This window comes from Enterococcus sp. DIV1937 (assembly GCF_050535975.1).
Taxonomy (GTDB): domain Bacteria; phylum Bacillota; class Bacilli; order Lactobacillales; family Enterococcaceae; genus Enterococcus; species Enterococcus faecalis.
Genome location: NZ_CP172909.1, coordinates 1,391,577 through 1,414,763, shown reverse-complemented (window position 1 = coordinate 1,414,763; position 23,187 = coordinate 1,391,577). Strand labels below are relative to the sequence as shown.

Here is a 23,187-nt window from a genome sequence, read left to right as displayed (position 1 = left end):
GAAGTGACGAAGATGAAAAAACAAACACAGCATATTTTGCTGACCGTCTTAACACCTATCCTCATTGCGCTAGGTGTTTTTACATTGTTAAGTGTGGCCATCCCCAAAGCAAAGCCACTATTAAAGCAAGAGAAAGTGGCCACAACTGCTCAAAAAAATCAAAAAGAAGTCATTCATTATACAGCAATCGGTGATTCTTTAACTGAAGGAATTGGCGATTTGACGAATAGTGGAGGTTTTGTTCCTATTGTGGCAGATGATTTAAAAGAACACTACAACTTGAACGGTGTTCAAACAGACAATTTTGGGAAAAATGGGGATCGTAGTGATCAAATTTTAAAACGAATCAAAGAAAAACCTGAAATTCAAAAAGGCCTTGCCTCTGCGGACGTGATTACGCTAACGGTTGGCGGAAATGACTTAATGAAAGTAATTAGTAGTAATATTTTCGACTTGAAAGTCAGCTCGTTCAATCGTCCACAAAAAGCCTATCAACGCCGAGTAAGACGACTACTTGAAGAAATCCGAGAGTACAACGAGAAGGCCCCTATTTATGTCTTAGGAATTTACAATCCCTTCTACTTAAACTTTTCCGAAATTACAGAAATGCAAGAAATCGTTGATAACTGGAATCAAGCAACCGAAGAAATGGTTCAAGAGCAAAAACGAGCCTATTTCATTCCTATCAATGATTTACTCTATAAAGGTCGTGGCGATGAAGTTGGCGTAACTGGTGGTGACTCAGAAACTACAGGAAGTAGTGCTAGCAAAGAGGATTTAAACAATTTGTTATATGAAGAAGATCGCTTCCATCCGAATAATCTTGGCTACCAAATTATGGCCGGAGCTGTCCGGGATGAAATGGTCAAGACAGAGAAAGAATGGATAACCAAATCAGAAGGTAGTGAATAAAATGAATGAAGAAAAGCCAAAAACAAGTAAATCAATTAAAAAGACACAACCAACCAATCTTAAACGAAATCCCTGGAAAATCGCTTTTCTTGTTCTAGTGGGTTTAGTCATTGGTAGTGTAGCTTTCGTAACATTTCGAGCAACACAAGTTCGCGAACCAGATTTAAAGAAAATACCAGCAATTGTTGAAAAAGAAGGCGAGCCAGTCGTCACCATTCAGTCAAAAAAACAACAAGTGAACAAACTGATTGACTTTTATTTAGCCGACTTTCAAAAAGGTTCGGAGATCAAATATAAATTTTATTTAGAAAATGATGCTTTATTAAATGGAACATTTCAGGTGTTAGGGCATGACATTCCTTTTTACTTATATTTTGATCCTTACGTGATGGCGAATGGTAATGTACAATTAAAAGCAAAAAGTTTATCTATAGGAACGTTAGGCTTGCCAATTAAAGAAGTATTGAAATTTGCTAAACGTTCTTACAAACTACCTAAATGGGTTGAAATCAATCCAGATGATCAAACTGTTTTATTACGTTTAGATCAGTTTAGAATGCAAAATGGTCTATTTGTTCGAGCAGAAAAGATTAATTTAGTTGACGATGACATTCGGATGAATATATACTTGCCAAAAGAGAAATAAAAAAGGAGTGTTAGAGATGGAAGAAAAAGCAATTTTTGCAGGCGGCTGTTTCTGGTGTATGGTGCAGCCTTTTGATACACAACCAGGGATTATCTCAGTTGTTTCGGGTTATACAGGTGGGCACGTGCCTAATCCAACATATGAACAGGTTCTAACACACACAACAGGCCATACGGAAGCAGTAGAAATCACTTTTGATCCAGCGATTATTTCTTACGAACAATTAGTGGATATTTATTGGCAACAAACAGATCCTACTGATGCTTTCGGTCAGTTTCAAGACCGCGGCGATAATTATCGGCCAGTTATTTTTTATCGTTCCCAAGAACAAAAAGAAATTGCTGAGAAAAGTAAAGAACGTCTAGCTAATAGTGGCCGTTTTACAGAACCAATTGTTACCACCATCGAACCAGCAGCACCATTTTATCCTGCTGAAGAATACCATCAAGACTTTTATAAAAAAGACGCTTTGCGTTATGGATTGTCCCATCAACGTAGAAGTGAATTTATTGAAGAAAAATGGAGTGATTAATTTACATGAGACGAAGCTTTTACCATTACTTAATGACATTAAAAGGTCCGGCTAAAGATTCTGAAACTGATTTTGCCAATGAAGCGGCCAAAGATATTCAGTTTCCAAAACAAACCGAGGATTATCATGAACTTTCTTCTTATTTAGAAATGAATGCTGACTATTTAAGCAACATGGACATCTTTGATGAGTTATGGGAAAAGTACCTTGAAAACAATAAATAAATCCAGAGGAAAAGCAAACAAAGCTTTTCCTCTTTTTTCATTCATGTTATAGTAAACAAAAGTAGTGACGAATTTGTTAGAAATGAGATGAAATCTATGAAGAACAAACGAACTGTTCCTTTTTATCAATATATTATTTCGCTCCTCTGTGTCGCATTTTTAGCTGGAGGAAGTAGTTATATTTATTTTGATCATCGTGTTAAAAAGATGAGTCAAGAAGGGGCAATTACCAATGCTGATTTAAGCAAAGTGCAGGATTTATATAATGAAATTAGTACCAATTATGTAGGTGAAGTAGATAAAAATGAATTAGTTGAAGGCGCCTTAAAAGGCATGTCTGAAGCTATTGGAGACCCATACTCAACTTATCTAAATGAATCTGCTGCCAATGATTTAAACGAAAGCTTATCTGGCGATTTTGAAGGAATTGGTGCCACTATGACAATGAAAGATGGCGAACCAGTTGTAGCAGAGGCCCCTGTAGCAGATTCCCCAGCTGAAAAAGCGGGAATCAAAGAAGGCGATATTATTGAAAAAGTTGATGGTACAGCTACAAAAGGGATGAAACTAGCAGAAGTCGTCTCAAAAGTCCGAGGTAAAAAAGGAACTTCCGTTGAATTGACTATCCAAAGAGAGGGAGAAACTAAAAATATCTTAATCAAACGTGGGAAAATTCCCGTTAAAACAGTGACAGGTGAGTTAGACAAAAAAGATGCACAAATTGGCTCGATTAAAATTACGTCCTTTGGTAAAAAAACATATCAAGAATTGAAAGAAACAATCACGAATTTACGTGACAAAGGAGCTAAATCCTTTGTAATTGATGTACGCCAAAATCCTGGTGGACTGCTAGATCAAGCAGAGCGAATGGCCAGTATGTTTTTAAAAAATGGCGAAACAATTGTTCAATTTGAAGACAAAAAAGGTCGTACGATGAAAGAAGTTGCTTCCAAAGAATTAGACGACGGCTTTAAAGTAAAAGAACCTGTTGCAGTTATCATTGATGGCAATAGTGCCAGTGCATCCGAAATTTTTGCTGCAGCACTGCATGAATCTGCGAATGTCCCATTAATTGGAACGAAAACATTTGGCAAAGGAACGGTCCAAACGGTGAAGGATTTAAATGACCAAACCGAAATAAAATTGACTGTTTTAAAATGGTTAACACCAAAAGGCGAATGGATCAACGAAAAAGGAATTGAACCAACCATCAAAGCTGATTACCCCGAGTATGCCTATTTAAAATTGATTCCTCGCGATAAAACGCTAAAAGAAGGAGATCAATCTGAAGATATTCAGAACTTAAATGCTATTTTAGCTGTATTAGCGTATCCTGTTGATGAAAACAATGCAAACTACACCGCAGAAACAAAAGCAGCGGTTAGCGATCTTCAACAGAAAAATGGCTTGCCTGTAACTGGAGAAATCGACAATGAAACAGCCACAAAAATTGAAGCCACTTTAGGTAAATTAATTCTTGAAAATGACGCTGCCTACGATACAGCAGTCAAAGAAATTCAAAAAAACTAGAAAAAAGGTGGCACGAAGTTGAAGAAGAAACGTGATTATGTTGGGTATTTAATGTACTTTCTGAAAATCTTAGTACCAGCAATCGTAGCCGTTTTTATTTTAAGAGGATTTTTCCTGATTCCTGTTCGGGTGGATGGCCATTCCATGCAAAAAACCTTGAATCAAGGAGATATGATTGTGATGGAAAAATTCTCCGCCATTAAACGGTTTGATGTGGTGGTCTTTAAAACAGACACAGGATCGATTCTGATTAAACGCGTGATTGGTTTACCAGGAGAAGCTGTGCGTTACGAAAACGATCAATTATATGTCAATAATCAGCCAATCGCTGAACCCTATTTAACTAAAAACAGAAAAAAAGATCATGAAACGATGCCTTATACTACGAATTTTGATTCAAAAGAATTGTTAATGCAAGAAAAATTACCTAAAGATAGCTATTTTGTGCTTGGTGATAATCGCCGTATGTCCAAAGACAGCCGTTCTTTTGGTGCAATACATGCAGATCAAATCTTAGGGAAAGCACAATTTGTTTATTACCCACTCACTCATATGAAGATCATTCCTAAATAAGTAAGACCACTAGTTCGTTTATTTAAATAACGACTAGTGGTCTTTTCTAATCTGAAAAATTGTTCTCTTAGCTGAAAAATGTTAAGGTTAAAGTAATGATAGATGTAGGAGGTCATGCAAATGATTAGAAAAACAATTTTAGCAAGTTCTATCTTAGGCGTTGGGTTGCTAATTGGTGCATGTGGGAATCAAACCCAAACTCAAATGAATTCAACTAATACCAGTGAATCATCACAGCCTAAAGTAACCGAATCAAGTCGCAAGTCATCTGAAAGTGCGTCTAATAACGAAGGTGTATCAAGCGATTCTAGTAAATCCACAAGTTCCACTACAGAATCAGAAATCTTAAAAGGTCTGGCGGAAGAAAAAACGCTAAAAGAAAAAATCCCGTCCTTAAATCAAACAACGATTAAGAAAGTCACTGATAATGAGTATAAACGCATTCTTGTGATGGAAGAAAAGGCTACAGGAACGACCTATAAAAGTATTTTGATAAAAAAACAAAATCGCTTAAAAATTGTCAACGAAACAACCGATGAATTGTTGTACAATGGAACCCTATAAGAACGAAACCATTCAATAAATTCAAAAGTATAGCCATTGTTTTCAAAGAAAAATTTCTTTGGAAACAATGGTTTTTTTATTGACAAAAGAATTTCTAAGATATATAGTTAGTTACATAAGTAGTTAACCGTTTAAGCGAGGTGTAAAAATGGAATTTAATTTTTCGGGGGAAAAGCCTTTATTTCAGCAAGTAGCCGATCAGATTGCCGAAGGAATTTTTAATGGCGCTTACTTAGAAGGCGAACAAATTCCCTCAACCACAGAAATATCAAAAAGTTACCAAATCAATCCAGCCACCGTTTTAAAAGGAATGAATTTATTAGTAGAACGACAGTTGATTGAAAAGAAACGGGGGATTGGCATGTTTGTTTTACCAGGCGCTCAAGAGAGAGTAAGAAGTGCACGGAAAGAAGAATTTTTAAATAAAGAAGTCTTAGAAGTTGTCGCAGAAGCTAAAAAATTAGGGATTACAGCTGAACAATTAAAACAACTAATTGAAAGAGGGTATGACGCATGAGTTTGCGGGTGGAATCAGTAAGCAAAAAATATCATCAAAAAAAAGCACTAGATAATATTTCAATTACTTTTGAAAAAGAAACGATTTATGGGCTCTTAGGCAGAAACGGGGCTGGTAAAAGTACGTTATTAAATATCATAAATAATCGAAGTTTTGCCACTTCAGGTTCCGTTCAATTGGCGGGAGAAACAGTGACCGATAATGAGACTGCTTTGAATCATATTTACTTAATGAGTGAAGATAATTTGTTTCCTCCTCAGTTAAAAATTAAAGATATTTTTAAAACGACTGAAGGTTTTTATGGATCCTTTGACTGGTCTTTGGCCGAACAAATGTTAAGCGATTTTGGTTTAGATAGTAAAAAGACATTCAAAAAATTATCAACTGGTTATCGGAGTATTGCTAAATTAATAGTGGCGCTATCCGTCCCCTGTGAGTATATTTTTTTAGATGAGCCAGTCTTAGGTTTAGACGCCAATCATCGGGAATTATTTTATACTTATTTAATTGAGACATACCAAGAACGTCCCCGTACGTTTGTGATTTCTACCCATTTGATTGAAGAAATTGCGAATTTATTAGAAGATATTATCATCATTGATCAAGGAAAATTGATTCGCGCAGAATCTATTGAAACAATTTTGAAAAACGGTCGCATTGTTTCTGGGCCGAAAGAACAAGTAGAGCGCTATACTCAGTCATTGGAAATCTTAGGCATGGACACTTTAGGTGGGGCAGTTACGGCTTACGTGTACGGCGACTTGCCGACTGAAAAAGCAGAGGTTCAAATTGCGCCGCTAAATTTACAAACATATTTTGTGCAATTAACCAATAGAAAGAAGGAAAAGTAAAATGAAATTTAAAACAGCTTTGCAGTATCGTGTTATTTATCAAGTCCGTTCTTTAGCAATTTATTTTGGCTTTTATGCTTTGTTCGGCATTCTTTTTCCTCTTATTGGCTTGCTCTTTTCTAACGACGTAAATACTGTCAGCTCTGATGCAGTAATTCCTTGTCTGGTTTTTATGGGGATACTATCATTTTTAGGGGTAAACACAGATTTTAAACTGTTTATTCAAAACGGGCTTTCCCGCTGGACAATTTTTTTGGTGAATTTTGTAAGTAATGCTATTTTATCTTTGGTTGGATCCTTGGCTGTACTTGTACTGATTAAAGTATTTAGCGGCAATTTCATTTCTCATTTTCAATTATCAATGAAATTAATTGATGTCTATGCGCAAGGAGACTTTTTCATGTCGTGGTTGCTCTTTTTTATCTTACTAATGCTTAGCGGCTCACTTGGCTTGTTAGCAGGTGTCTTTAATGATCGGATAGATGGCGTAAAAAAACTCATTGTTTTATTGCTGTTATTAATGATTCCTATTTTACTGGGCACGATTGCACAATTAGGGGGGGCACCAATGCGCCTGAGAATGCTCCATGTCTTGCAAGCAATGGTTGGTTATCAATCCACTGGTTTTACTGTCCTACCACTTCTTCTGACAATCAGTTGCTTTGTGGGTATTAATCTTGGCTTGGCCTATTTATTGAATAAACATCGTGAAATTAAACGCGTAAATGCATAACTAATTAATAAGAACATGTTCAATGAGGTGAATTTGGAACATGTTCTTATTGTTTTAATTGAGAGATACATCGGAAGTACCATGACAAAGGAAAGGGCTTCCGTCAAAATAGAAAGAGAAGAAAGGAGTATGAAAAGAGTAAAAAACTTTGTAAATAAGTAAACGACAAAGAATGAAAAATGGAGGGGTAACATGGCGGTAATTGAAGCAAAAAATATTAAAAAAAGTTATGGAAAGAACGAAACAAAATTTGATGCGTTAAAAGGTGTTGATTTAAAAGTTGAAAAAGGTGAATCTGTGGCCATAATTGGTAAAAGTGGCTCTGGGAAATCAACATTTATGCACATTTTGGCATTGTTAGATCAACCAACTTCAGGAGATATTTATTTAAATGGTAAAAATGTTACTAGTATTAGAAAGAAAGTGCTGAATAAAACGAGAAATGAAGAATTTGGTTTTGTTTTTCAACAATTCTTTATGAATGCCAAGGATACAGTTTTAAATAATGTTCTTTTACCATTAAAAATTGGTGGGATTTCCGGTAGCAAGAGGAAAAAGATGGCTTTAGATGCGTTAAAAGCAGTCGGTTTGGAAGATAAAGTTCAAAATAAAGCGAATAATTTATCTGGTGGCCAAAAACAACGGGTATGTATAGCGCGTGCTTTAGTTAATAATCCGCAAATTATTTTTGCAGATGAACCTACAGGGAATTTAGATTCTGCCACTGGGAAGAAAATTGAAGAATTGTTATTTGATTTAAATAAAAATAAAGGAATTACCTTAATTATTGTGACACATGATCCAGACTTAGCAGCACGTTGTGATCGGCAAGTTCATGTTCGAGACGGCTTGATTGTAGGAGGAGATGAGTAAATGAAATTTAGAGATATTTTAAAATCAGCTAGTACCAATTTAATGCGTAATAAAGGTCGAACCGTATTGACCATTATTGCAATCTTTATTGGAGCATTTACCATAGCTTTAACTACAGGAGTCAATATTGGTGTAAATGATTATATTGACAAACAAGTCGGCAGTGTCGGTGGTGCAAATCAGCTATTTATTCAGCCAAAAATGGAGATGAATGTTGGTAACGGAACAGAACCAAGTAAATATAATCCAGAGAAAAAAACCAGTACGATTCAACAACAAAGTATGCTTGCTGAAAAAGATATTGAGAAGATTAAAAAAATCTCGGATGTTACATCAGTGGAACCAATGAAATCCGTTGCTATCGATTATATAAAAGGAGCAGATAAGTATAAATATGTATTTTCAGCTACTTCTGCGCTAGATGAGATGACCATTGATTTAGCGGCTGGCCGTAAAGTTTCGCAAACGAGCCAGGACTTCGAAATTAATTTGTCACCAGAATATGTAAAAGCGCTCGGCTATACATCTAGTAAAGCTGCCGTGGGAGAAACAGTTCAATTAGGTATCTCAAGTTCCTTGAAAGGACAAGAGCAAGTTATTGAAGCAAAAATTGTTGGCGTTAGAAATGCCAGTGTCATTCAAAATGGGCTCTCGTTGATGAATAAAGCATTGATTGATAAAGTTGTCTCAATCAATCAAGCAGATCTTCCAGAACATTTAAAAAATCAATACGCGATGATTATTGCTGAAGTTAAAAAAGACAGCACGCCAGAGCAGATTAAGGACATCAAAAAAGATTTAGACAAAGCTGGCTATTTAGCGACTACTGTCGAAGATGAAATTGGCATGATTCGTAATATAATCAATGCAATCACTGGCGTTTTAACCATGTTTGGTGCAATTGCCTTGTTAGCTGCAAGCTTTGGCATTATTAACACGCTGTATATGTCTGTCCAAGAAAGAACGCGAGAAATTGGTTTAATGAAAGCCATGGGACTTAGCAACGGGAAAGTCTTTACAATTTTTAGTGTTGAGGCGGCTTTAATTGGCTTTTTTGGCTCAATATTAGGCATTTTAGGAGCTGTTGGGGTTGGAAATTTAGTTAATCGTTTAGCAACGGATTCTTTTTTAAAGGCTTTAACAGGATTTAAATTAATTCAATTTTCATTGCCATCTTCACTAACGATTATCTTAGTTATTATGTTTATTGCTTTTTTAGCAGGAACTTTACCAGCTCGAAGAGCAGCAAAATTAGATCCAATTGAATCTTTACGTTATGAATAATAGACTAAAAACAGCCACTTTCTCTCAATTTAACTAAAGCATATTCTTATATAAAAAGAAGGCAATAGGCATATACTAAAAGTGTGAAAAATGAAACAAATGAGAGGAAGTTGGTTTATGAAAGCTGTTGTGATTAATCAGTACGGAAGTAAAGAGGTACTTGAAGAAGCAGAAGTAACACTACCGAAATTATCGGAACATCAAGTGTTGGTAAAAGAATACGCGACATCAATTAATCCGATTGATTGGAAATTGCGTGAAGGATATTTAAAACAGATGTTTGATTGGTCCTTTCCGATTATTCTTGGTTGGGATGTCGCTGGTGTGATTACAGAGGTGGGGAGTCAAGTAACGGATTGGCAAGTTGGCGATAAAGTTTTTGCTCGTCCTGAAACTACTCGTTTTGGTACCTATGCAGAAGTAACGATTGTGGATGATCATTTATTAGCAAAAATCCCTGAAACAATTAGTTTTGAAGAAGCTGCTGCCGTTCCGTTGGCTGGTTTAACCGCTTGGCAAGCATTGTTTGATCATGGTCACCTTAAAGAAGGAGAAACTGTTTTAATTCATGCTGGTGCAGGTGGGGTCGGTACTTATGCGATTCAACTAGCAAAAGAAGCGGGCGCACATGTCATCACGACCGCTAGCGCAAAAAATCATGCCTTACTGAAAAAAATTGGTGCAGATGAAGTGATTGATTATCATACAACGAATTTTGCAGAGGTATTAGCTGATGTTGATTTGGTTTTTGATACAATGGGTGGTGAGGTTCAAAAAAATAGTTTTGACGTCTTAAAACCAAACACAGGTCGTCTTGTTTCAATTGTGGGCATTGAAGATAAACAATTGGCAGCCGAAAAAAATATTACTGCTGAAAGTATTTGGCTTCAACCAAATGGAGAACAATTACAAAAAATTGCTGATTTGATGGCAGCTGGAAAAGTGAAATCAATTATTGGTGAAGTTTTCCCTTTTTCTAGACAAGGGATTTATGATGCACATGCACTCAGTGAAACGCACCATGCAGTTGGTAAAATAGTTGTTCAAATGGCAGAATAAAAAGAAGCTCAGACAGTGAATTATCTTAAAATAGAAAAAGTGGGTCCTAAGTCATTTCGACTTAGGACCCACTTTTTTGTTAAGAGGACAGATGTGCCAACCAAGTTTGTGTTTCCTTAATTTCTTGATAAGTTAATTGATGACTTTGTGTCCAAACCTCTTGTACGGTTGCTCCATGATTCTGAAATAGTTGAATCACACGCATACTCTCAGGAAGTGGGACAATCGGGTCATGCTCTCCTAGAGATAATAAAACAGAAGTGTCGGTCAAGTCTGGTTGATTGGTCAATTCAACAGGAAACATGGGATGATAGAGGACAGCTTGATGGTAGCTGTCGGGGTGAGTAAGCAATAATTGAATAGCGATATTGGCCCCATTTGAATAGCCAATAAAAATAATTTTATCCAATGAAAATTGATGCTCGTTAGCGGCTTGTTGAATAAACTTATGAAGCGCCTCGCCGCGTTTTTCTAGATCTTCTAAGTCATAATGACCTTCCGCTAGGCGCTTAAAATAACGATTCATTCCATTTTCTGAAACATCACCACGAATACTTAGCACAGTAGCTTGTTTATTTAGTTCTTGAGCAATTGGTAGGAGAGCTGTTTCATCACCACCTGTACCGTGAAGTAGCACAAAGACAGGTGCTTCAAGATGTCCTTTTTTAAAAATTGAATGCATGTTTTTTCCTCCTTAGGCTCGTTTTGTATTGAACGGCTTGATAACACTCTCAATATACTCACGACGGTTTTCTAAAAATGGCGCAAGAGATAACTTTTCTCCTAATGTTTCGTAAGGTTCGTCCCCCATAAATCCTGGTTCATCGGTGGCTAATTCGACTAAAATATGTCCAATGCGAACATACAATGATTCAAAGTAATAACGATCGACATAGCCAGAGTTTTGTAAGCCTAAATGATCAAAGAGCGCTTGCCAAGTCCCAAGTGATTTACGATCCGCTAGGCGGAATGCAACGTGATGTACTTCACCATATCCTTGTTGCGCTTGTGAGCTAGTATCATCGTCTACCAAAATGACTTGAGCACCATTGCCACCTTGGCCAACTTCTAGTAAATAGCGATTGCCTTCTTGTGCCACTACGTGAAAGCCTAGAATTTCTTCAAAGACTTCTTTGAATTCATGAAAATAGGAAATAGCTATTTCGACAGGTCCTAAGCCATAAATCGCAAATTCTGTTGGAACAGGTCCTTTTTTCCAAGGGATGCCCGCTGCAACGCCCTGATTTAATTCATCAGAGATTAATTGATACGCTTGATCATCAAAATCCCAAAAGCGAAGGACCTTTTTCCCGAATTCTTCAGAAATACCTGTGTGTTTGACAGCAAATTCATTGAAGCGATTTTCATAATAAGTCAAAGCTGCATCTGAAGGAACCCGGAACCCTGTTCTTGAAATTGTATTGGTTCCTTTTAATCCTTTAGGGTTATTGGAAAAATCGAAAAAGGTCATGGTTGTACCTGGTGTACCCAAATCATCGGCAAAATAGGTGTGGTAAGTATAGATATCATCTTGATTCACTGTTTTTTTGACTAAACGCATCCCTAAAACATCTGTAAAGAAGTGATAGTTTTTTTCTGCATCACTTGTCATAGCTGTAACGTGGTGGATTCCTAATAATTGATCTTCTTTTTTCATCATTATTTCCTCATTTCGTTTCATTTGTTATTTTTCGTAAAGTTTTTTGAAGAAGTGTTAATTCTTCGGAAGAGAGTTGTTCAAATGCTTCTGCAATTCGCTTTGCATGCGTCGGGAAAATTTCTTCAATTAATGTTTTTCCAGCTTCTGTTAATTCAACGTAAGTAATGCGTCGGTCTTTTTCACTGGGGGTGCGCGTTACATAGCCTTTTTTATGTAATTGGTCAATAACATAAGTGGTGCTACTGCTAGCGATTAAAATTTTCTCCTTAATTTTTTGGATGGTCTGAGGACCTTTATGGAGTAACAGCTCTAATACTGAAAATTCTGTAATGTTTAAGTCATAACAAGTGACATCTTGCTTGGCAAGTTGCTCTAGTCGATGGCTGGTTCTTAATAAACCGATATAGGCTTTTAAAGCTTCTTGCTGTTGGTTCATTGTTTCACCTCTTTTTATTTCGAATTCGAGATAAATATAACTTACTTTTGGTAAGTAATCAATTAATATGCTTAAAAAGACAGCCAGCAAAAAATGTGAATTTTTGCTGGCTGTCTTTTTTGTTTATTTTAGAAGATTGTTGGAACTAAGCCGCCATCGATTCTTAAGGCTTCTCCTGAGAAAGAAGAAGAATCTGGGCTGGCCACAAAGGTAACAAAACGACCAATTTCTTCTGGTCGAATGAGACGTTGGATTTGTGAACGAGAACGATGATTTTTCATGAAATCTTTTTCCCAATCCTCTTTGGGAATGTCTGAATCAGCGTACATATCTTCCAACATTTTTTCTACACCTTCGGTAAGGGTTGAGCCAGGCATAACCGTGTTAACGGTGACATGTGTGCCAACAGTTAAGTTGGATAAACTTTTAGCTAAAGAAAGATTCATCGTTTTTGTCATGCTATATTGGGGCATTTCGCCAGAAGGCATCACCGCTTCTTCGCTAGCGATGAAAATAATGCGACCAAAATCTTGTGCAAGCATTTTAGGTAGATAAGCTTTTGCTAATGCATTGCCTGACAACACGTTCACAGTAAAAAATTTTTCCCAAGTGGCGTCATCGATGTCCCAGTATTCCATTGGCTCAAAAATCCCCATATTGTTCACTAAAATGTCGACTTTAGGGAATTTTTCAAGCAAAGTAGCTCGTTGACTTTCAATGGAAATATCGGCAGTCCCTGCTTGAGGATGAGTGTCTGGAAACATTGTTTGTATTTCTTTAACAACTTTAGTTACTTCGGCTTCATTGCGCCCATTGATAATGACATCGGTCCCTTCACGAGCCATTTCAATCGCAATTGCTTTGCCAATTCCTTTGGTTGAACCAGTAATTAATGCTAATTTATTCGTTAAGTGTAAATCCATTTAAATCCCTCCAACGTTTGTCTATCTCTAGTGTAGGTCTTTTTCTGGACTTTTAAAAGGAAAAAGTTTTTTCGGCCCGCGAGAAACAAGCCCCAATAATTACTTAACAGCTGAGTTTTCACTTTTTGGGCGTAAAACGAGTAATTATTGTCAGTAAAAAAGCGTCACTTTTTTGATAGAATAACTAGAGACGAAATTGGCTAAGACCAATTTTGTAAAATTGTACATAAAAAAGAAGAGTGGGAATGCTATGAAGAAACAATATTACTGGAATATACCCGATAACTTATTAAACTCGTTAAAACAGCGGAAAAAGTTATACAACTTTTATAAAAATGAACAAAATAAGGCAAGAGAATTAGTAGAGAATTGTCAGTCGGTTCTTTTTCCTGAATTAGTCGCTTCGCTGAATAAAATAGATGAGCGGATTAAATTATTGATATTCTATCAAAATTTAGAAGATTGTGAGCTTTCAGAAGAAGAAATTATTACTGTGATTGAGCGAGAATATTTTGTGACTTTTTATGAAACAATTGAAGAACCGACCACTGAAATTATTAGTAGTCATTCTATGTATTATTTATTGCAACAGCCGACTAAAGAAATGCTTTGGGATTTAGACTTTAGTAACATGTTAAAACAAGGTCAGTTAGTTGATTTAATGGATTATCAAAAATTGACCAAATGTTATCAAAAGCTGCAGAATCAAGCTAAAAATTTGATTGAAAAATTAAATAAAGAAACATTTTACACATTCTATAGTCAACTTTTATTGATTGATTGCCAATGCAAATTGTTAATAGAAGAGGCGCTTCTGAAAGAAGAATCATTGATGACGGTCGATGAATGCTTAATAGCCATTAAGCAAGAAATTCGAAAAATTCATTTTGAACAATTTAAATACCAACATTATTTATTTGAAGATTTATCTTTGCGGTACCAAGTTTAACGGAAGTGACAAAAAGAATGGTTGAATCTAACAAGAATGTTCGTTGTTTTCTGTTATATAAAAAGATATGATAGTTTCTGTAGAAAAAATAAAGGAGACGATTCATGAACGCAAATCGCTTAAAGTTATTGATGATGGGGTTAATGGTTCTTGACCATATTAGTTATTTTGTTCCACCAGAATGGGCACTGATTTTTCATGTAATTACTCGTTGTGTCGGTGTTTTTTTTGGTTACATGGCTGTAGAAGGGTTCAACTATACACGGAATGTTTATCGTTACAATGGTCGTTTGTATATTTGGGCAGCAATCATGTTTGTTGGAAATACGCTTCTAAATCATTTAGTGAATAATCCAGCTGTCGCTGTTCACAACAATATTTTCTTCACCTTAGCCCTTGGTGTCAGTATGTTAATTGTGACAAAAGCGATGCTAGAGATGCCAAAAATCAGTTTAAAAATTGTTTTATTGATTAGTATATTAGCAATTTTAGGAATAGGAGCAATGTTTGCTGAAGGTGGCATTGTGATGTTACCTTTTATGTTGATTACGTATTTAGCCAGAAAGAGACTTGTCTTACGGAACTGTTTATATGGTGCATTAGCGCTCTTTTTCTTAGTTACAAGTTTTCAATGGTTGGGAGATTGGCCAACGACAATTGAAATGTTAGCTTATAATTCTGATTTTATGTTTATCACTGTGTTACCATTTATATCGCTTTACAATGGTGAGAGAGGGAGCAAAGCACCATTTTTCAAATATTTATTTTACGGATTCTATCCGCTTCATTTATGGCTGATTGCATTGATAGCCAATTACGTTCATTAAACCTTTTTATATTAAAAAAATAAAAACAGCGACTCACCAAAATGTGAGTCGCTGTTTTTTTAGATGGGTAAGATACTGATTCCTAAAAGAAGAGTGACAAGTAGAAAAACAAAAAGCACAATTCGCTTATCATGAACCAGTAAGGCAATGTATTCTCGGATTAGAGCAGTTGGTAAAAAATATAAGGCAGTTGGCGCCCCGACACCTTCAGCTTTTAAGCCAACACGATGGGCATACATAGCTCCTCGTAAGACATGATAGTTATTTGTTGAAAAAATAACAGAGGGTTGTTTAGAATCAGACGGCATCTTTTGCCAATCTGCCTGAATTATTGCTTTAGAAAACAACATATTTTCATAAGTGGTTGTAGATTGGTCCTCCATCAAAATTGCTTCTGCAGGAATATTTTGTGAAAGCAAATATTTTTTCATTGCGAAAGCTTCGGCCACAGGTTCGTCAGGACCTTGACCACCGCTGACTACAAATTTAGCGGTGGGATTTTTTTCATAATATTCAATCCCTTTATCTAACCGACTCTTCAAAAGTGGAGGTACTTCCTCGCTACGAATTCCCGAACCTAAAACAATGATATAATCAACCGCTTTTTTTAAAGGAATCATTTGGTACATCCATGAATACAAGACGTAAGCAGCAAATAGAAAGGTCAGCAAAAGATCCATTAACAATAGAAAAAGTAAGAACAGAAAAAGCACATAAGGTATTTGCGCTGTGCCAACTGATAATAAATATAGAAAGGCTGGTAAAGCAATTAATAAGTTCAGCCCTAAGCCCGCCGACAATTTAGCCGTGACACTTTTGCCTTCTTTCGTTTGCATCGTACGTGAGTTAAAAATAAAGTAAAGGCAAATGCCGATAAACACAGCGGGAATTAATAGATAAGCAATTGCCAAGGTAATTAGGTCGCCATTCTTAAAATGTAAATAAATTTTGTCTAGTCCGATAAATAGTAAGGTGACTAATGACAATAAGGTGCCAGAAGCCAGAGTGATACCGCCGAGGATACTGCGGTTATTAATTTTTAATATACCAAATCCTAGTAGGGCGATAAACAAAAAGAATAGTAGTAGTGCCATTTAATTCCTCCTAAAAATAAGTATCTAAAGTATAACATGCTTTAGGATCGGACATAAATAAACAGCTGTGCCGAAGCATAAGTTTTCCTTTCATTCTTAGAAAAGAAGTTTTTTCATGAAAAGTAAATTAGATAACAATTGTTTAGAGAAAGAAAAGCTTGATTTACTAAGCTTTTCCTTCTCTATAAAAAATATTAATAAGGACATAAAAATTAACAATTTGTATGCGCTTACATACTAAGGTAGATTTAAAGTGTAAAGAAGAAAAAATGAGGTGAGAAAATGATCACTGTTTCAATTGCAGGAGGTTCACAACCAGAGATTTTACAGTTAGTTAAAAAAGCACTAAAAGAAGCCGAGCAACCGTTACAGTTTATTGTATTTGATACAAATGAAAATCTTGATACTGAAAATCTCTGGAAATATGTTCATTGCTCAGATGAGGCCACGGTAGCACAGGAAGCTGTCAGTTTAGTTGCAACTGGTCAAGCACAAATTTTATTGAAAGGAATTATTCAGACCCACACATTACTAAAAGAAATGTTGAAAAGTGAGCATCAATTAAAAAATAAACCGATTCTTTCCCATGTAGCAATGGTGGAGCTGCCTGCAGGAAAAACCTTCTTGTTAACCGATTGTGCGATGAATATCGCTCCCACTCAAGCGACCCTCATTGAAATTGTTGAAAATGCTAAAGAAGTCGCCCAAAAATTGGGACTGCACCACCCGAAAATTGCTTTGTTAAGCGCAGCGGAAAATTTCAATCCTAAAATGCCTTCGTCTGTTTTAGCAAAAGAAGTCACGGCACATTTTAATGATCAACAAGAGGCTACGGTTTTTGGTCCACTTTCGCTTGATTTAGCGACCTCTGAAGAAGCGGTTGCGCATAAACGTTACAGCGGTCCTATCATGGGGGATGCAGATATTTTAGTGGTCCCAACTATTGATGTTGGAAATTGTTTATACAAATCATTAACCTTGTTTGGGCACGCCAAAGTGGGAGGAACGATTGTTGGCACAAAAGTCCCAGTCGTTTTAACATCTAGAAGCGATTCAACAGAAAGCAAATTCCATTCATTAAGATTTGCCATGAGACAAGTTTAAAAAAAGGAGCAGAAAAAAATGGAAACAGTATTGGTTATTAATCCTGGCTCGACCTCCACGAAGTTAGCGCTTTTTGCTAATCATGATTGCTTGGCAGAAGAAACGCTTAGACATAGCGTCCAAGAATTGGCCCCTTTTGAAAATGTTGTCAGTCAAACACCATTTCGAAAACAAATGATCGCGGAATTTTTAGAAACACATAACATCACACAATTAGCCGCTGTCGTGGGGCGTGGTGGTTTGCTTAAGCCTATTCCTGGCGGTACGTATCTTGTCGACCAACAAATGCTAGAAGACTTGCGGACAGAACGCTTTAATACCCATGCTTCAAATTTAGGGGCGATTTTAGCTAATGAGTTTGCAGAAAAATATCACGTGCCAGCCTTTATTGTCGATCCTGTTGTTGTAGATGAGCTACAGCCATTAGCCAGGATTTCTGGATTAAAAGGCATTCAGCGGCGTAGCGTTGGTCACGCCTTAAATCAAAAAGCGGTCGCTCGAAAAATCGCTGAGGATTTAGGGAAAACATATGAGCAAAGCAATTTTATCGTTGTTCATTTAGGTGGGGGCATTAGCTTGGGGGCGCATCAAAAAGGCCGCATGGTGGATGTGGTAAATGGGCTTGATGGTGAAGGTCCTTATACGCCAGAACGCAGTGGCGCCTTACCGCTCGTTGAATTTGCGCAATGGATACTTGAACAGGAGTTGACGATTAGCCAAGTGAAAAAGCTAATTGCGGGGAATAGCGGTCTTAAATCATACCTAGGTGAAACAGATTTACGGCATATCCAAGTACAAATAGCTGCAGGTGATCAAACAGCAAATTACTATTTAAAAGGAATGTGTTACCAAATCGCAAAAAGTATTGGCGAGATGGCCGTAGTTCTTGAAGGCACAATTGATGCAATTATTTTAACAGGGGGCGCAGCCTACTCGCAAACCGTTGTTCAAGAAATTAGTCAAAAAATCACTTGGATTGCACCAATTAAGGTTTACCCAGGTGAAATGGAGATGGCTGCTTTATATGAAGGCGTCAATCGAGTATTAACAGGGGAAGAACAAGCTTTAAATTATAGTGAAGCAAAAATTGAGCAGGAGTGATCAAAATGGCGGAACAAACAGATTTACTGATTTTAGGTGGCGGAACAGGAGGCTATGTAGCAGCAATTCGAGCTGCACAAAAAGGGCTAAACGTCACAATTGTTGAAAAATACAAATTAGGTGGCACTTGTTTGCACAAAGGCTGTATCCCTACAAAAGCTTTATTAAGAAGCGCAGAGGTTTTTGATACCTTAAAACAAGCGGCTTCTTTTGGGATTGAAACAGAGGCAGCGTCCATTGATTTTTCTAAAATACAACAACGGAAAGAAGGAATTATTGAGCAGTTACACAAAGGTGTTGAAGGCTTATGCAAGAAAAATAAAATCAAAATTTTAGCAGGCGAAGGTGCAATTTTAGGTCCCTCTATTTTTTCACCAGTCTCTGGCGCAGTGGCAGTTACGTTTAATGATCCAACACGGGAAGAAGAAATTATCGTTCCTAAAAATGTCATTATTGCGACAGGCTCTAGTCCTAAAACGTTACCTAATTTGCCACTGGATGAAGAATTTATCTTATCTTCTGATGGGATGCTTGAATTAGAAGAATTACCAGAATCAATTGCAATTATTGGTGGTGGCGTTATTGGTGTCGAGTGGGCTTCTTTATTAAATAGTTTAGGTGTCAACGTAACTATCATTGAATTTTTGGATCGTTTACTTATAAATGAGAGTGCAACAATTTCTAAAGAATTAAAGAAACGTTTAGAGCAACGAGGAATTAGCATTTTATTAGGTAGCAAAGTCCAAGAAGCGAAAGTTACCGGGCAGAAGGTTCAAATAGAAGTTGCAGGACAAGAAAGCCTCGCTGTTGACAAAGTCATGGTAGCAATTGGGCGTCAACCCAATATCAATAAGTTAGGGTTACAGAATACGTCAGTGAAATATACTGACAAAGGCATTGAAGTAAATGAATTTTATCAAACCACAGAAGGACATATTTATGCGATCGGTGATTGTATCGATACACTCCAACTAGCCCATGTGGCTATGAAAGAAGGAGAGTTAGCTGTTCAGCATCTTTTAGGCGAGACAGTTGAACCTTTAAATTATACAAACGTGCCTCGAGGTGTTTATACAAATCCTGAAATAGCAAGTGTCGGCTATACTAGAGAAACTTTACCAGCAGATAAAGAAGTAGTGATTGGTACCTTTAATTTTAATGGTAATGGTAAATCACTTGTTTATGGAGAAACAGATGGCTTTATAGAAGTAATTCGTGACAAGAAGACCGATGATTTATTAGGGGTTTCTATGATTGGGCCACATGTCACGGATTTAATTGCCGAAGCAAGTACTGCCATGTATTTAGATGCCGCGCCCATTGAAATTGGTGAAGCAATCCATGCGCATCCAACAATGACAGAAGTATTGCAAGAAGCAGCCTTAGATACTTATGGCTTAGCGATTCACAAATAGAGAAAGGTTGATGAAAATGAAAACGCTTAAAAAATCGGGTTTATCAAAAGAAGAATTGATTCAGGCATATCGTCAAGTACTACGAGGACGTCGTTTAGACGAACGGTTGTGGCAATTAACAAGGATTGGTAAGACCTCTTTCAATATTTCTGGTCAAGGGGCAGAAGTTGCACAAGTAGCGATGGCGATGGCTTTTGATCCTCAAAAAGATTATTTTTTACCGTATTATCGTGATATGACCGCGTGCTTGGTTTGGGGCATGACCTCCAAAGATATTTTAATGGGTTCTTTTGGAAAAGAAGCGGATCCTTCTTCCCATGGTCGTCAAATGCCGAATCATTATGGTTCAAAAGAGCATAATATTGTTTCCTTCTCTTCAACAGTAAGTACACAAATGCCATTAGCGACAGGTGTTGGTTATGCAGCGCAACTTCAAAAAGCTGATTTTGTTGCATTGACCACCACTGGGGAAGGCTCTGCCAATCAAGGAGAAGTCCAAGAAGCTATGAACTTTGCAGGCGTAAAAAAATTACCAGTCATTTTTGTTGTTGAAAATAATGAATATGCGATTTCTGTCCCAATTGAAGAACAGTATGCCAATAAACGAATGGCCGATCGCGCGAAAGCTTATGGCTTTGAAGGTGTAACCGTTGATGGTAGTGATTTTACTGAAGTCTATCTAGCATTTAAAGAAGCAGTAAAAGCGGCTCGCGGGAAAAAAGGACCAAAATTGATTGAATTAATGGTTTCTCGCTTGACTTCTCATTCCGCTGACGATGATCAATCTGTTTATCGTTCAAAAGAAGAAATTGAAGAAATGAAAAAGAACGATGCAGTGAAGCTTTTTGAAAAACAATTATTAGAAGAGGGCTATTTAACAGACGAAGACATTGCCAAAATTGATGAAGAAATTCGTGCAGAAATCAATCAAGCAACGGATGAAGCAGAAGCAATGCCAGATCCTGTACCGACATCCATTTTAGAAGAAGTGTATGCAAAATAAGAGAAGAGGAGAAGAAATATAATGGCTGAGATGACTTATTTAGAAGCAATTAACTTAGGAATTTCTGAAGAAATGGCTCGTGATGAAAAAGTAGTTATTTTTGGGGAAGATGTCGGCGGCGACAAAGGCGGCGTGTTCGGTGTAACAAAGGGCTTGGCTGCTAAATACGGTGACGAGCGTTGTTTTAATACACCGTTAACAGAAGGCTTAATTGGTGGTTTAGCTGTCGGCTTAGGTTTAATGGGCTATCGCGCAATTGGTGAATTTCAATTTGCGGATTACATTTTGCCTGCAACCAATCAATTGTTATCAGAGGCTCGGACAATGCGCTATAGAACAAAAGGCGATTGGACTGCGCCAATCGTTTATCGGACCCCTTATGGCGGCGGTGTTCGTGGTGGGCTGTATCATTCTCAGTCTACAGAAAAAGTTTTTTGTGGACAACCAGGATTAAGAGTGGTGACCCCCTCTAATCCTTATGATGCAAAAGGGATGATTAAAGCAGCGATTCGTTCCGATGATCCAGTCATTTTTTACGAACATAAGCGTTTATATCGTTTACTAAAAGATGAAGTGCCTGCAGATGATTATATCGTACCAATTGACAAAGCCAATGTCGTTAGAACGGGTAGTGATTTAACCGTGATTAGTTACGGCATGACCTTGCAATTAGCTTTAGCTGCGGCGGAAAAACTAGCCGCTGAAGGAATTGATGCCGAAATCGTCGATGTTCGCTCATTATATCCTTTAGATCGCGAAACATTAGTAGCTGCAGCTAAGAAAACAGGGAAGGTTTTACTCGTAACAGAAGACAATAAAGAAGGCAGCGTGATGAGTGAAATTGCGGCAATGATTTCAGAAGATGCTCTCTTTGATTTAGATGCACCGATTCAACGACTTGCAGGACCTGATTGTCCAAGCATGCCTTATGCATTACCTTTAGAAAGAGAATTTTTAATCAATGAAGAGCAAGTATTAGCAGCAATGAAAGAATTAGCAGAATTTTAATTGAAGCAAGGAGGAAAAAATAAATGGCCACAAAAGAAATCAAAATGCCTCATCTAGGCGAAAGTGTCACAGAGGCAGCCATTGTCCAATGGTTAGTTAAACCAGGAGATTCAGTGAAACGTTATGATCCCTTAATGGAAGTCGTTTCTGATAAAGTCACCACGGAAGTCCCATCAGATTTTGATGGTGTAGTAAAAGAATTTCTGATTTCTCTAGATACAGATGTGCCCATCGGAACAGCGGTGATGACGTTAGAGACAGAAGAAACAACCGAAAAAACAGAAGAAGCTACTTTAGCACCAGTGAAAGAAGCAAGTGCGGAACAAGCACAAGAACATGAAACGGTTGAAACAACAAGCACTGCGACGTCCCATCAAAAAAATAATGGTCGTTATTCCCCAGCAGTCCTTAAAATTGCCCAAGAAAAAAAGATTGATTTAACACAAGTTACAGGGACAGGTCGTGATGGTCGAATTACTAGAAAAGATGTTACAAACTTTACACCAACACAGGCAAGAACGCCTGAGAAAACAGTGAGTCCAGGAACTAGCCCTTCAATTTCAGAGGAGCCAGTTGCTTCGCAAAATGAAAGCGCCGCAACAGCTAGTCCAACTGAAACAACCACAGATAAAATTGTCTCTGCAGATCCTGTACGTAAAGCAATTGCTAAAAAAATGGTCCAAAGTGTCAACGAAATCCCTCACGCTTGGTTAATGGTGGAAGCGGATGTGACCAACTTAGTCCAACTTAGAAATTCATTAAAAGATGAATTTAAACAACAAGAAGGCCTGTCTCTAAGCTTCTTCCCATTTTTTGCCAAAGCAGTCATTCAAGCGTTAAAGAAAAATCCAAAAATCAATACATCTTGGGATGATGGCTCAATTATTTATCATAAAGATGTTAATTTATCCATAGCTGTAACGACAGACGAGCATCTTTATGTGCCAGTGATTCAACAAGCGGATAACTATTCGATTGCAGGGCTAGCCAAAGAAATCAATCGCTTGGCACAAGAAGTCCGACAAGGAACGCTAGCAAGCAAAGAAATGCAAGGAGGGACCTTTACTCTTAATAATACTGGAACACTAGGTTCCGTCCAATCGATGGGAATTATTAACCATCCACAAGCTGCGATATTACAAGTAGAGTCAATTAATAAACGCCTTGTGCCAACCGCAGATGGAGGCTTTAAAGTGGCAGATATGGTTAATTTATGTCTTTCTATTGATCATCGAATTTTAGATGGACAACAAGCAGGTAAGTTCTTGCGAGATGTTAAAGATAATTTAGCGAAATATAATGCGGATACGGATGTATATTAAAAATCGTTCCTTGCTTTAGTTAAATAAAAAGCGCCTCAAAGAAATAA

25 protein-coding genes and 2 pseudogenes are annotated in these 23,187 nt (G+C 37.2%); 22 read left to right on the top strand and 5 right to left on the bottom strand.

From position 1 onward, the window contains the following. Positions 1-12 precede the first annotated feature (12 nt). The 13 genes from IGL13_RS06860 (at position 13) to IGL13_RS06800 (ending at position 10,298) form a co-directional block, all read left to right on the top strand. The gene (locus tag IGL13_RS06860; RefSeq protein WP_002365717.1) at positions 13-912 is read left to right on the top strand and encodes an SGNH/GDSL hydrolase family protein; all 900 of its coding nucleotides are present in this window, start codon (positions 13-15) and stop codon (positions 910-912) included. Beyond that, positions 905-1,558, top strand: a complete 654-nt coding sequence (locus IGL13_RS06855) for a YpmS family protein (protein ID WP_002357446.1) — start codon at positions 905-907, stop codon at positions 1,556-1,558. The genes IGL13_RS06860 and IGL13_RS06855 overlap by 8 nt, the downstream gene beginning before the upstream one ends. Positions 1,559-1,574: 16 nt before the next feature. After that, positions 1,575-2,090, top strand: coding sequence for a peptide-methionine (S)-S-oxide reductase MsrA (gene msrA / locus IGL13_RS06850; protein ID WP_002357448.1), 516 nt, complete (start codon positions 1,575-1,577; stop codon positions 2,088-2,090). A gap of 5 nt (positions 2,091-2,095) precedes the next feature. After that, entirely contained in the window at positions 2,096-2,314 is a 219-nt protein-coding gene (locus IGL13_RS06845) for a YozE family protein (RefSeq protein ID WP_002364020.1), read from the top strand. 87 nt (positions 2,315-2,401) lie between these two features. Next, complete coding sequence (locus IGL13_RS06840; RefSeq protein ID WP_002378365.1) at positions 2,402-3,844, top strand: S41 family peptidase; 1,443 nt, start codon at positions 2,402-2,404, stop codon at positions 3,842-3,844. Between the two features lie 18 nt (positions 3,845-3,862). Continuing rightward, positions 3,863-4,417, top strand: a complete 555-nt coding sequence (gene lepB, locus IGL13_RS06835) for a signal peptidase I (protein ID WP_002382369.1) — start codon at positions 3,863-3,865, stop codon at positions 4,415-4,417. Positions 4,418-4,531: 114 nt separating this feature from the next. Further along, the gene (locus tag IGL13_RS06830; RefSeq protein ID WP_002357452.1) at positions 4,532-4,981 is read left to right on the top strand and encodes a hypothetical protein; all 450 of its coding nucleotides are present in this window, start codon (positions 4,532-4,534) and stop codon (positions 4,979-4,981) included. Between the two features lie 148 nt (positions 4,982-5,129). Continuing rightward, the gene (locus IGL13_RS06825; protein ID WP_002357453.1) at positions 5,130-5,498 is read left to right on the top strand and encodes a GntR family transcriptional regulator; all 369 of its coding nucleotides are present in this window, start codon (positions 5,130-5,132) and stop codon (positions 5,496-5,498) included. Then, a complete protein-coding gene (locus tag IGL13_RS06820; RefSeq protein ID WP_002364016.1) occupies positions 5,495-6,349 on the top strand; it encodes an ATP-binding cassette domain-containing protein in 855 nt (284 codons plus the stop codon). Before IGL13_RS06825 ends, IGL13_RS06820 begins: the two co-directional genes overlap by 4 nt. 1 nt (position 6,350) lies before the next feature. Further along, positions 6,351-7,082 carry a hypothetical protein gene (locus IGL13_RS06815; protein WP_002366744.1) on the top strand — a complete coding sequence of 244 codons (732 nt, stop codon included), beginning with the start codon at positions 6,351-6,353 and terminating at the stop codon, positions 7,080-7,082. 192 nt (positions 7,083-7,274) lie between these two features. Then, complete coding sequence (locus IGL13_RS06810; RefSeq protein ID WP_002357457.1) at positions 7,275-7,955, top strand: ABC transporter ATP-binding protein; 681 nt, start codon at positions 7,275-7,277, stop codon at positions 7,953-7,955. Then, positions 7,956-9,239, top strand: coding sequence for an ABC transporter permease (locus tag IGL13_RS06805; RefSeq protein WP_002378364.1), 1,284 nt, complete (start codon positions 7,956-7,958; stop codon positions 9,237-9,239). A gap of 90 nt (positions 9,240-9,329) precedes the next feature. Further along, entirely contained in the window at positions 9,330-10,298 is a 969-nt protein-coding gene (locus tag IGL13_RS06800; RefSeq protein ID WP_002415541.1) for an NADP-dependent oxidoreductase, read from the top strand. Between the two features lie 79 nt (positions 10,299-10,377). On the opposite strand, the gene IGL13_RS06795 is transcribed toward IGL13_RS06800, so the two are convergent. From IGL13_RS06795 to IGL13_RS06780, 4 genes are all read right to left on the bottom strand, one after another. Next, positions 10,378-10,980: an alpha/beta hydrolase gene (locus IGL13_RS06795; protein WP_002378362.1), complete on the bottom strand. Its 603-nt coding sequence runs from the start codon at positions 10,978-10,980 to the stop codon at positions 10,378-10,380. A gap of 12 nt (positions 10,981-10,992) precedes the next feature. Continuing rightward, on the bottom strand, positions 10,993-11,955 hold the full coding sequence (locus tag IGL13_RS06790) for a ring-cleaving dioxygenase (protein ID WP_228081666.1): 963 nt from the start codon (positions 11,953-11,955) through the stop codon (positions 10,993-10,995). A gap of 10 nt (positions 11,956-11,965) precedes the next feature. After that, complete coding sequence (locus tag IGL13_RS06785; protein ID WP_002366740.1) at positions 11,966-12,394, bottom strand: MarR family winged helix-turn-helix transcriptional regulator; 429 nt, start codon at positions 12,392-12,394, stop codon at positions 11,966-11,968. A gap of 128 nt (positions 12,395-12,522) precedes the next feature. Next, entirely contained in the window at positions 12,523-13,317 is a 795-nt protein-coding gene (locus IGL13_RS06780) for an SDR family NAD(P)-dependent oxidoreductase (RefSeq protein ID WP_002364009.1), read from the bottom strand. 196 nt (positions 13,318-13,513) lie between these two features. On the opposite strand from IGL13_RS06780, the gene IGL13_RS06775 reads away from it, so the two are divergent. After that, the gene (locus tag IGL13_RS06775) at positions 13,514-14,266 is read left to right on the top strand and encodes a DUF7006 family protein (RefSeq protein ID WP_002385886.1); all 753 of its coding nucleotides are present in this window, start codon (positions 13,514-13,516) and stop codon (positions 14,264-14,266) included. A gap of 104 nt (positions 14,267-14,370) precedes the next feature. Next, entirely contained in the window at positions 14,371-15,093 is a 723-nt protein-coding gene (locus IGL13_RS06770) for a TraX family protein (RefSeq protein WP_002357468.1), read from the top strand. Between the two features lie 59 nt (positions 15,094-15,152). Here IGL13_RS06770 and IGL13_RS06765 read toward each other — a convergent pair whose 3' ends face one another. After that, on the bottom strand, positions 15,153-16,187 hold the full coding sequence (locus IGL13_RS06765) for a YdcF family protein (protein ID WP_002382358.1): 1,035 nt from the start codon (positions 16,185-16,187) through the stop codon (positions 15,153-15,155). Between the two features lie 282 nt (positions 16,188-16,469). On the opposite strand from IGL13_RS06765, the gene ptb reads away from it, so the two are divergent. The 7 genes and pseudogenes from ptb to IGL13_RS06730 form a co-directional block, all read left to right on the top strand. Next, positions 16,470-17,291: a branched-chain phosphotransacylase gene (ptb, locus tag IGL13_RS06760; RefSeq protein WP_002374765.1), complete on the top strand. Its 822-nt coding sequence runs from the start codon at positions 16,470-16,472 to the stop codon at positions 17,289-17,291. Between the two features lie 18 nt (positions 17,292-17,309). Then, a complete protein-coding gene (gene buk, locus IGL13_RS06755) occupies positions 17,310-18,392 on the top strand; it encodes a butyrate kinase (RefSeq protein WP_002378360.1) in 1,083 nt (360 codons plus the stop codon). A gap of 5 nt (positions 18,393-18,397) precedes the next feature. Continuing rightward, the gene (lpdA, locus tag IGL13_RS06750; protein WP_010710191.1) at positions 18,398-19,807 is read left to right on the top strand and encodes a dihydrolipoyl dehydrogenase; all 1,410 of its coding nucleotides are present in this window, start codon (positions 18,398-18,400) and stop codon (positions 19,805-19,807) included. Between the two features lie 10 nt (positions 19,808-19,817). After that, on the top strand, positions 19,818-20,810 hold the full coding sequence (locus tag IGL13_RS06745) for a thiamine pyrophosphate-dependent dehydrogenase E1 component subunit alpha (RefSeq protein WP_002360226.1): 993 nt from the start codon (positions 19,818-19,820) through the stop codon (positions 20,808-20,810). Between the two features lie 21 nt (positions 20,811-20,831). Next, positions 20,832-21,818, top strand: coding sequence for an alpha-ketoacid dehydrogenase subunit beta (locus tag IGL13_RS06740; RefSeq protein ID WP_002357475.1), 987 nt, complete (start codon positions 20,832-20,834; stop codon positions 21,816-21,818). Between the two features lie 23 nt (positions 21,819-21,841). Further along, positions 21,842-22,012: pseudogene (locus tag IGL13_RS06735) on the top strand (biotin/lipoyl-containing protein); the annotation flags it as partial. Positions 22,013-22,204: 192 nt separating this feature from the next. After that, positions 22,205-23,140, top strand: a pseudogene (locus tag IGL13_RS06730) (dihydrolipoamide acetyltransferase family protein); the annotation flags it as partial. Between the last annotated feature and the right edge of the window lie 47 nt (positions 23,141-23,187).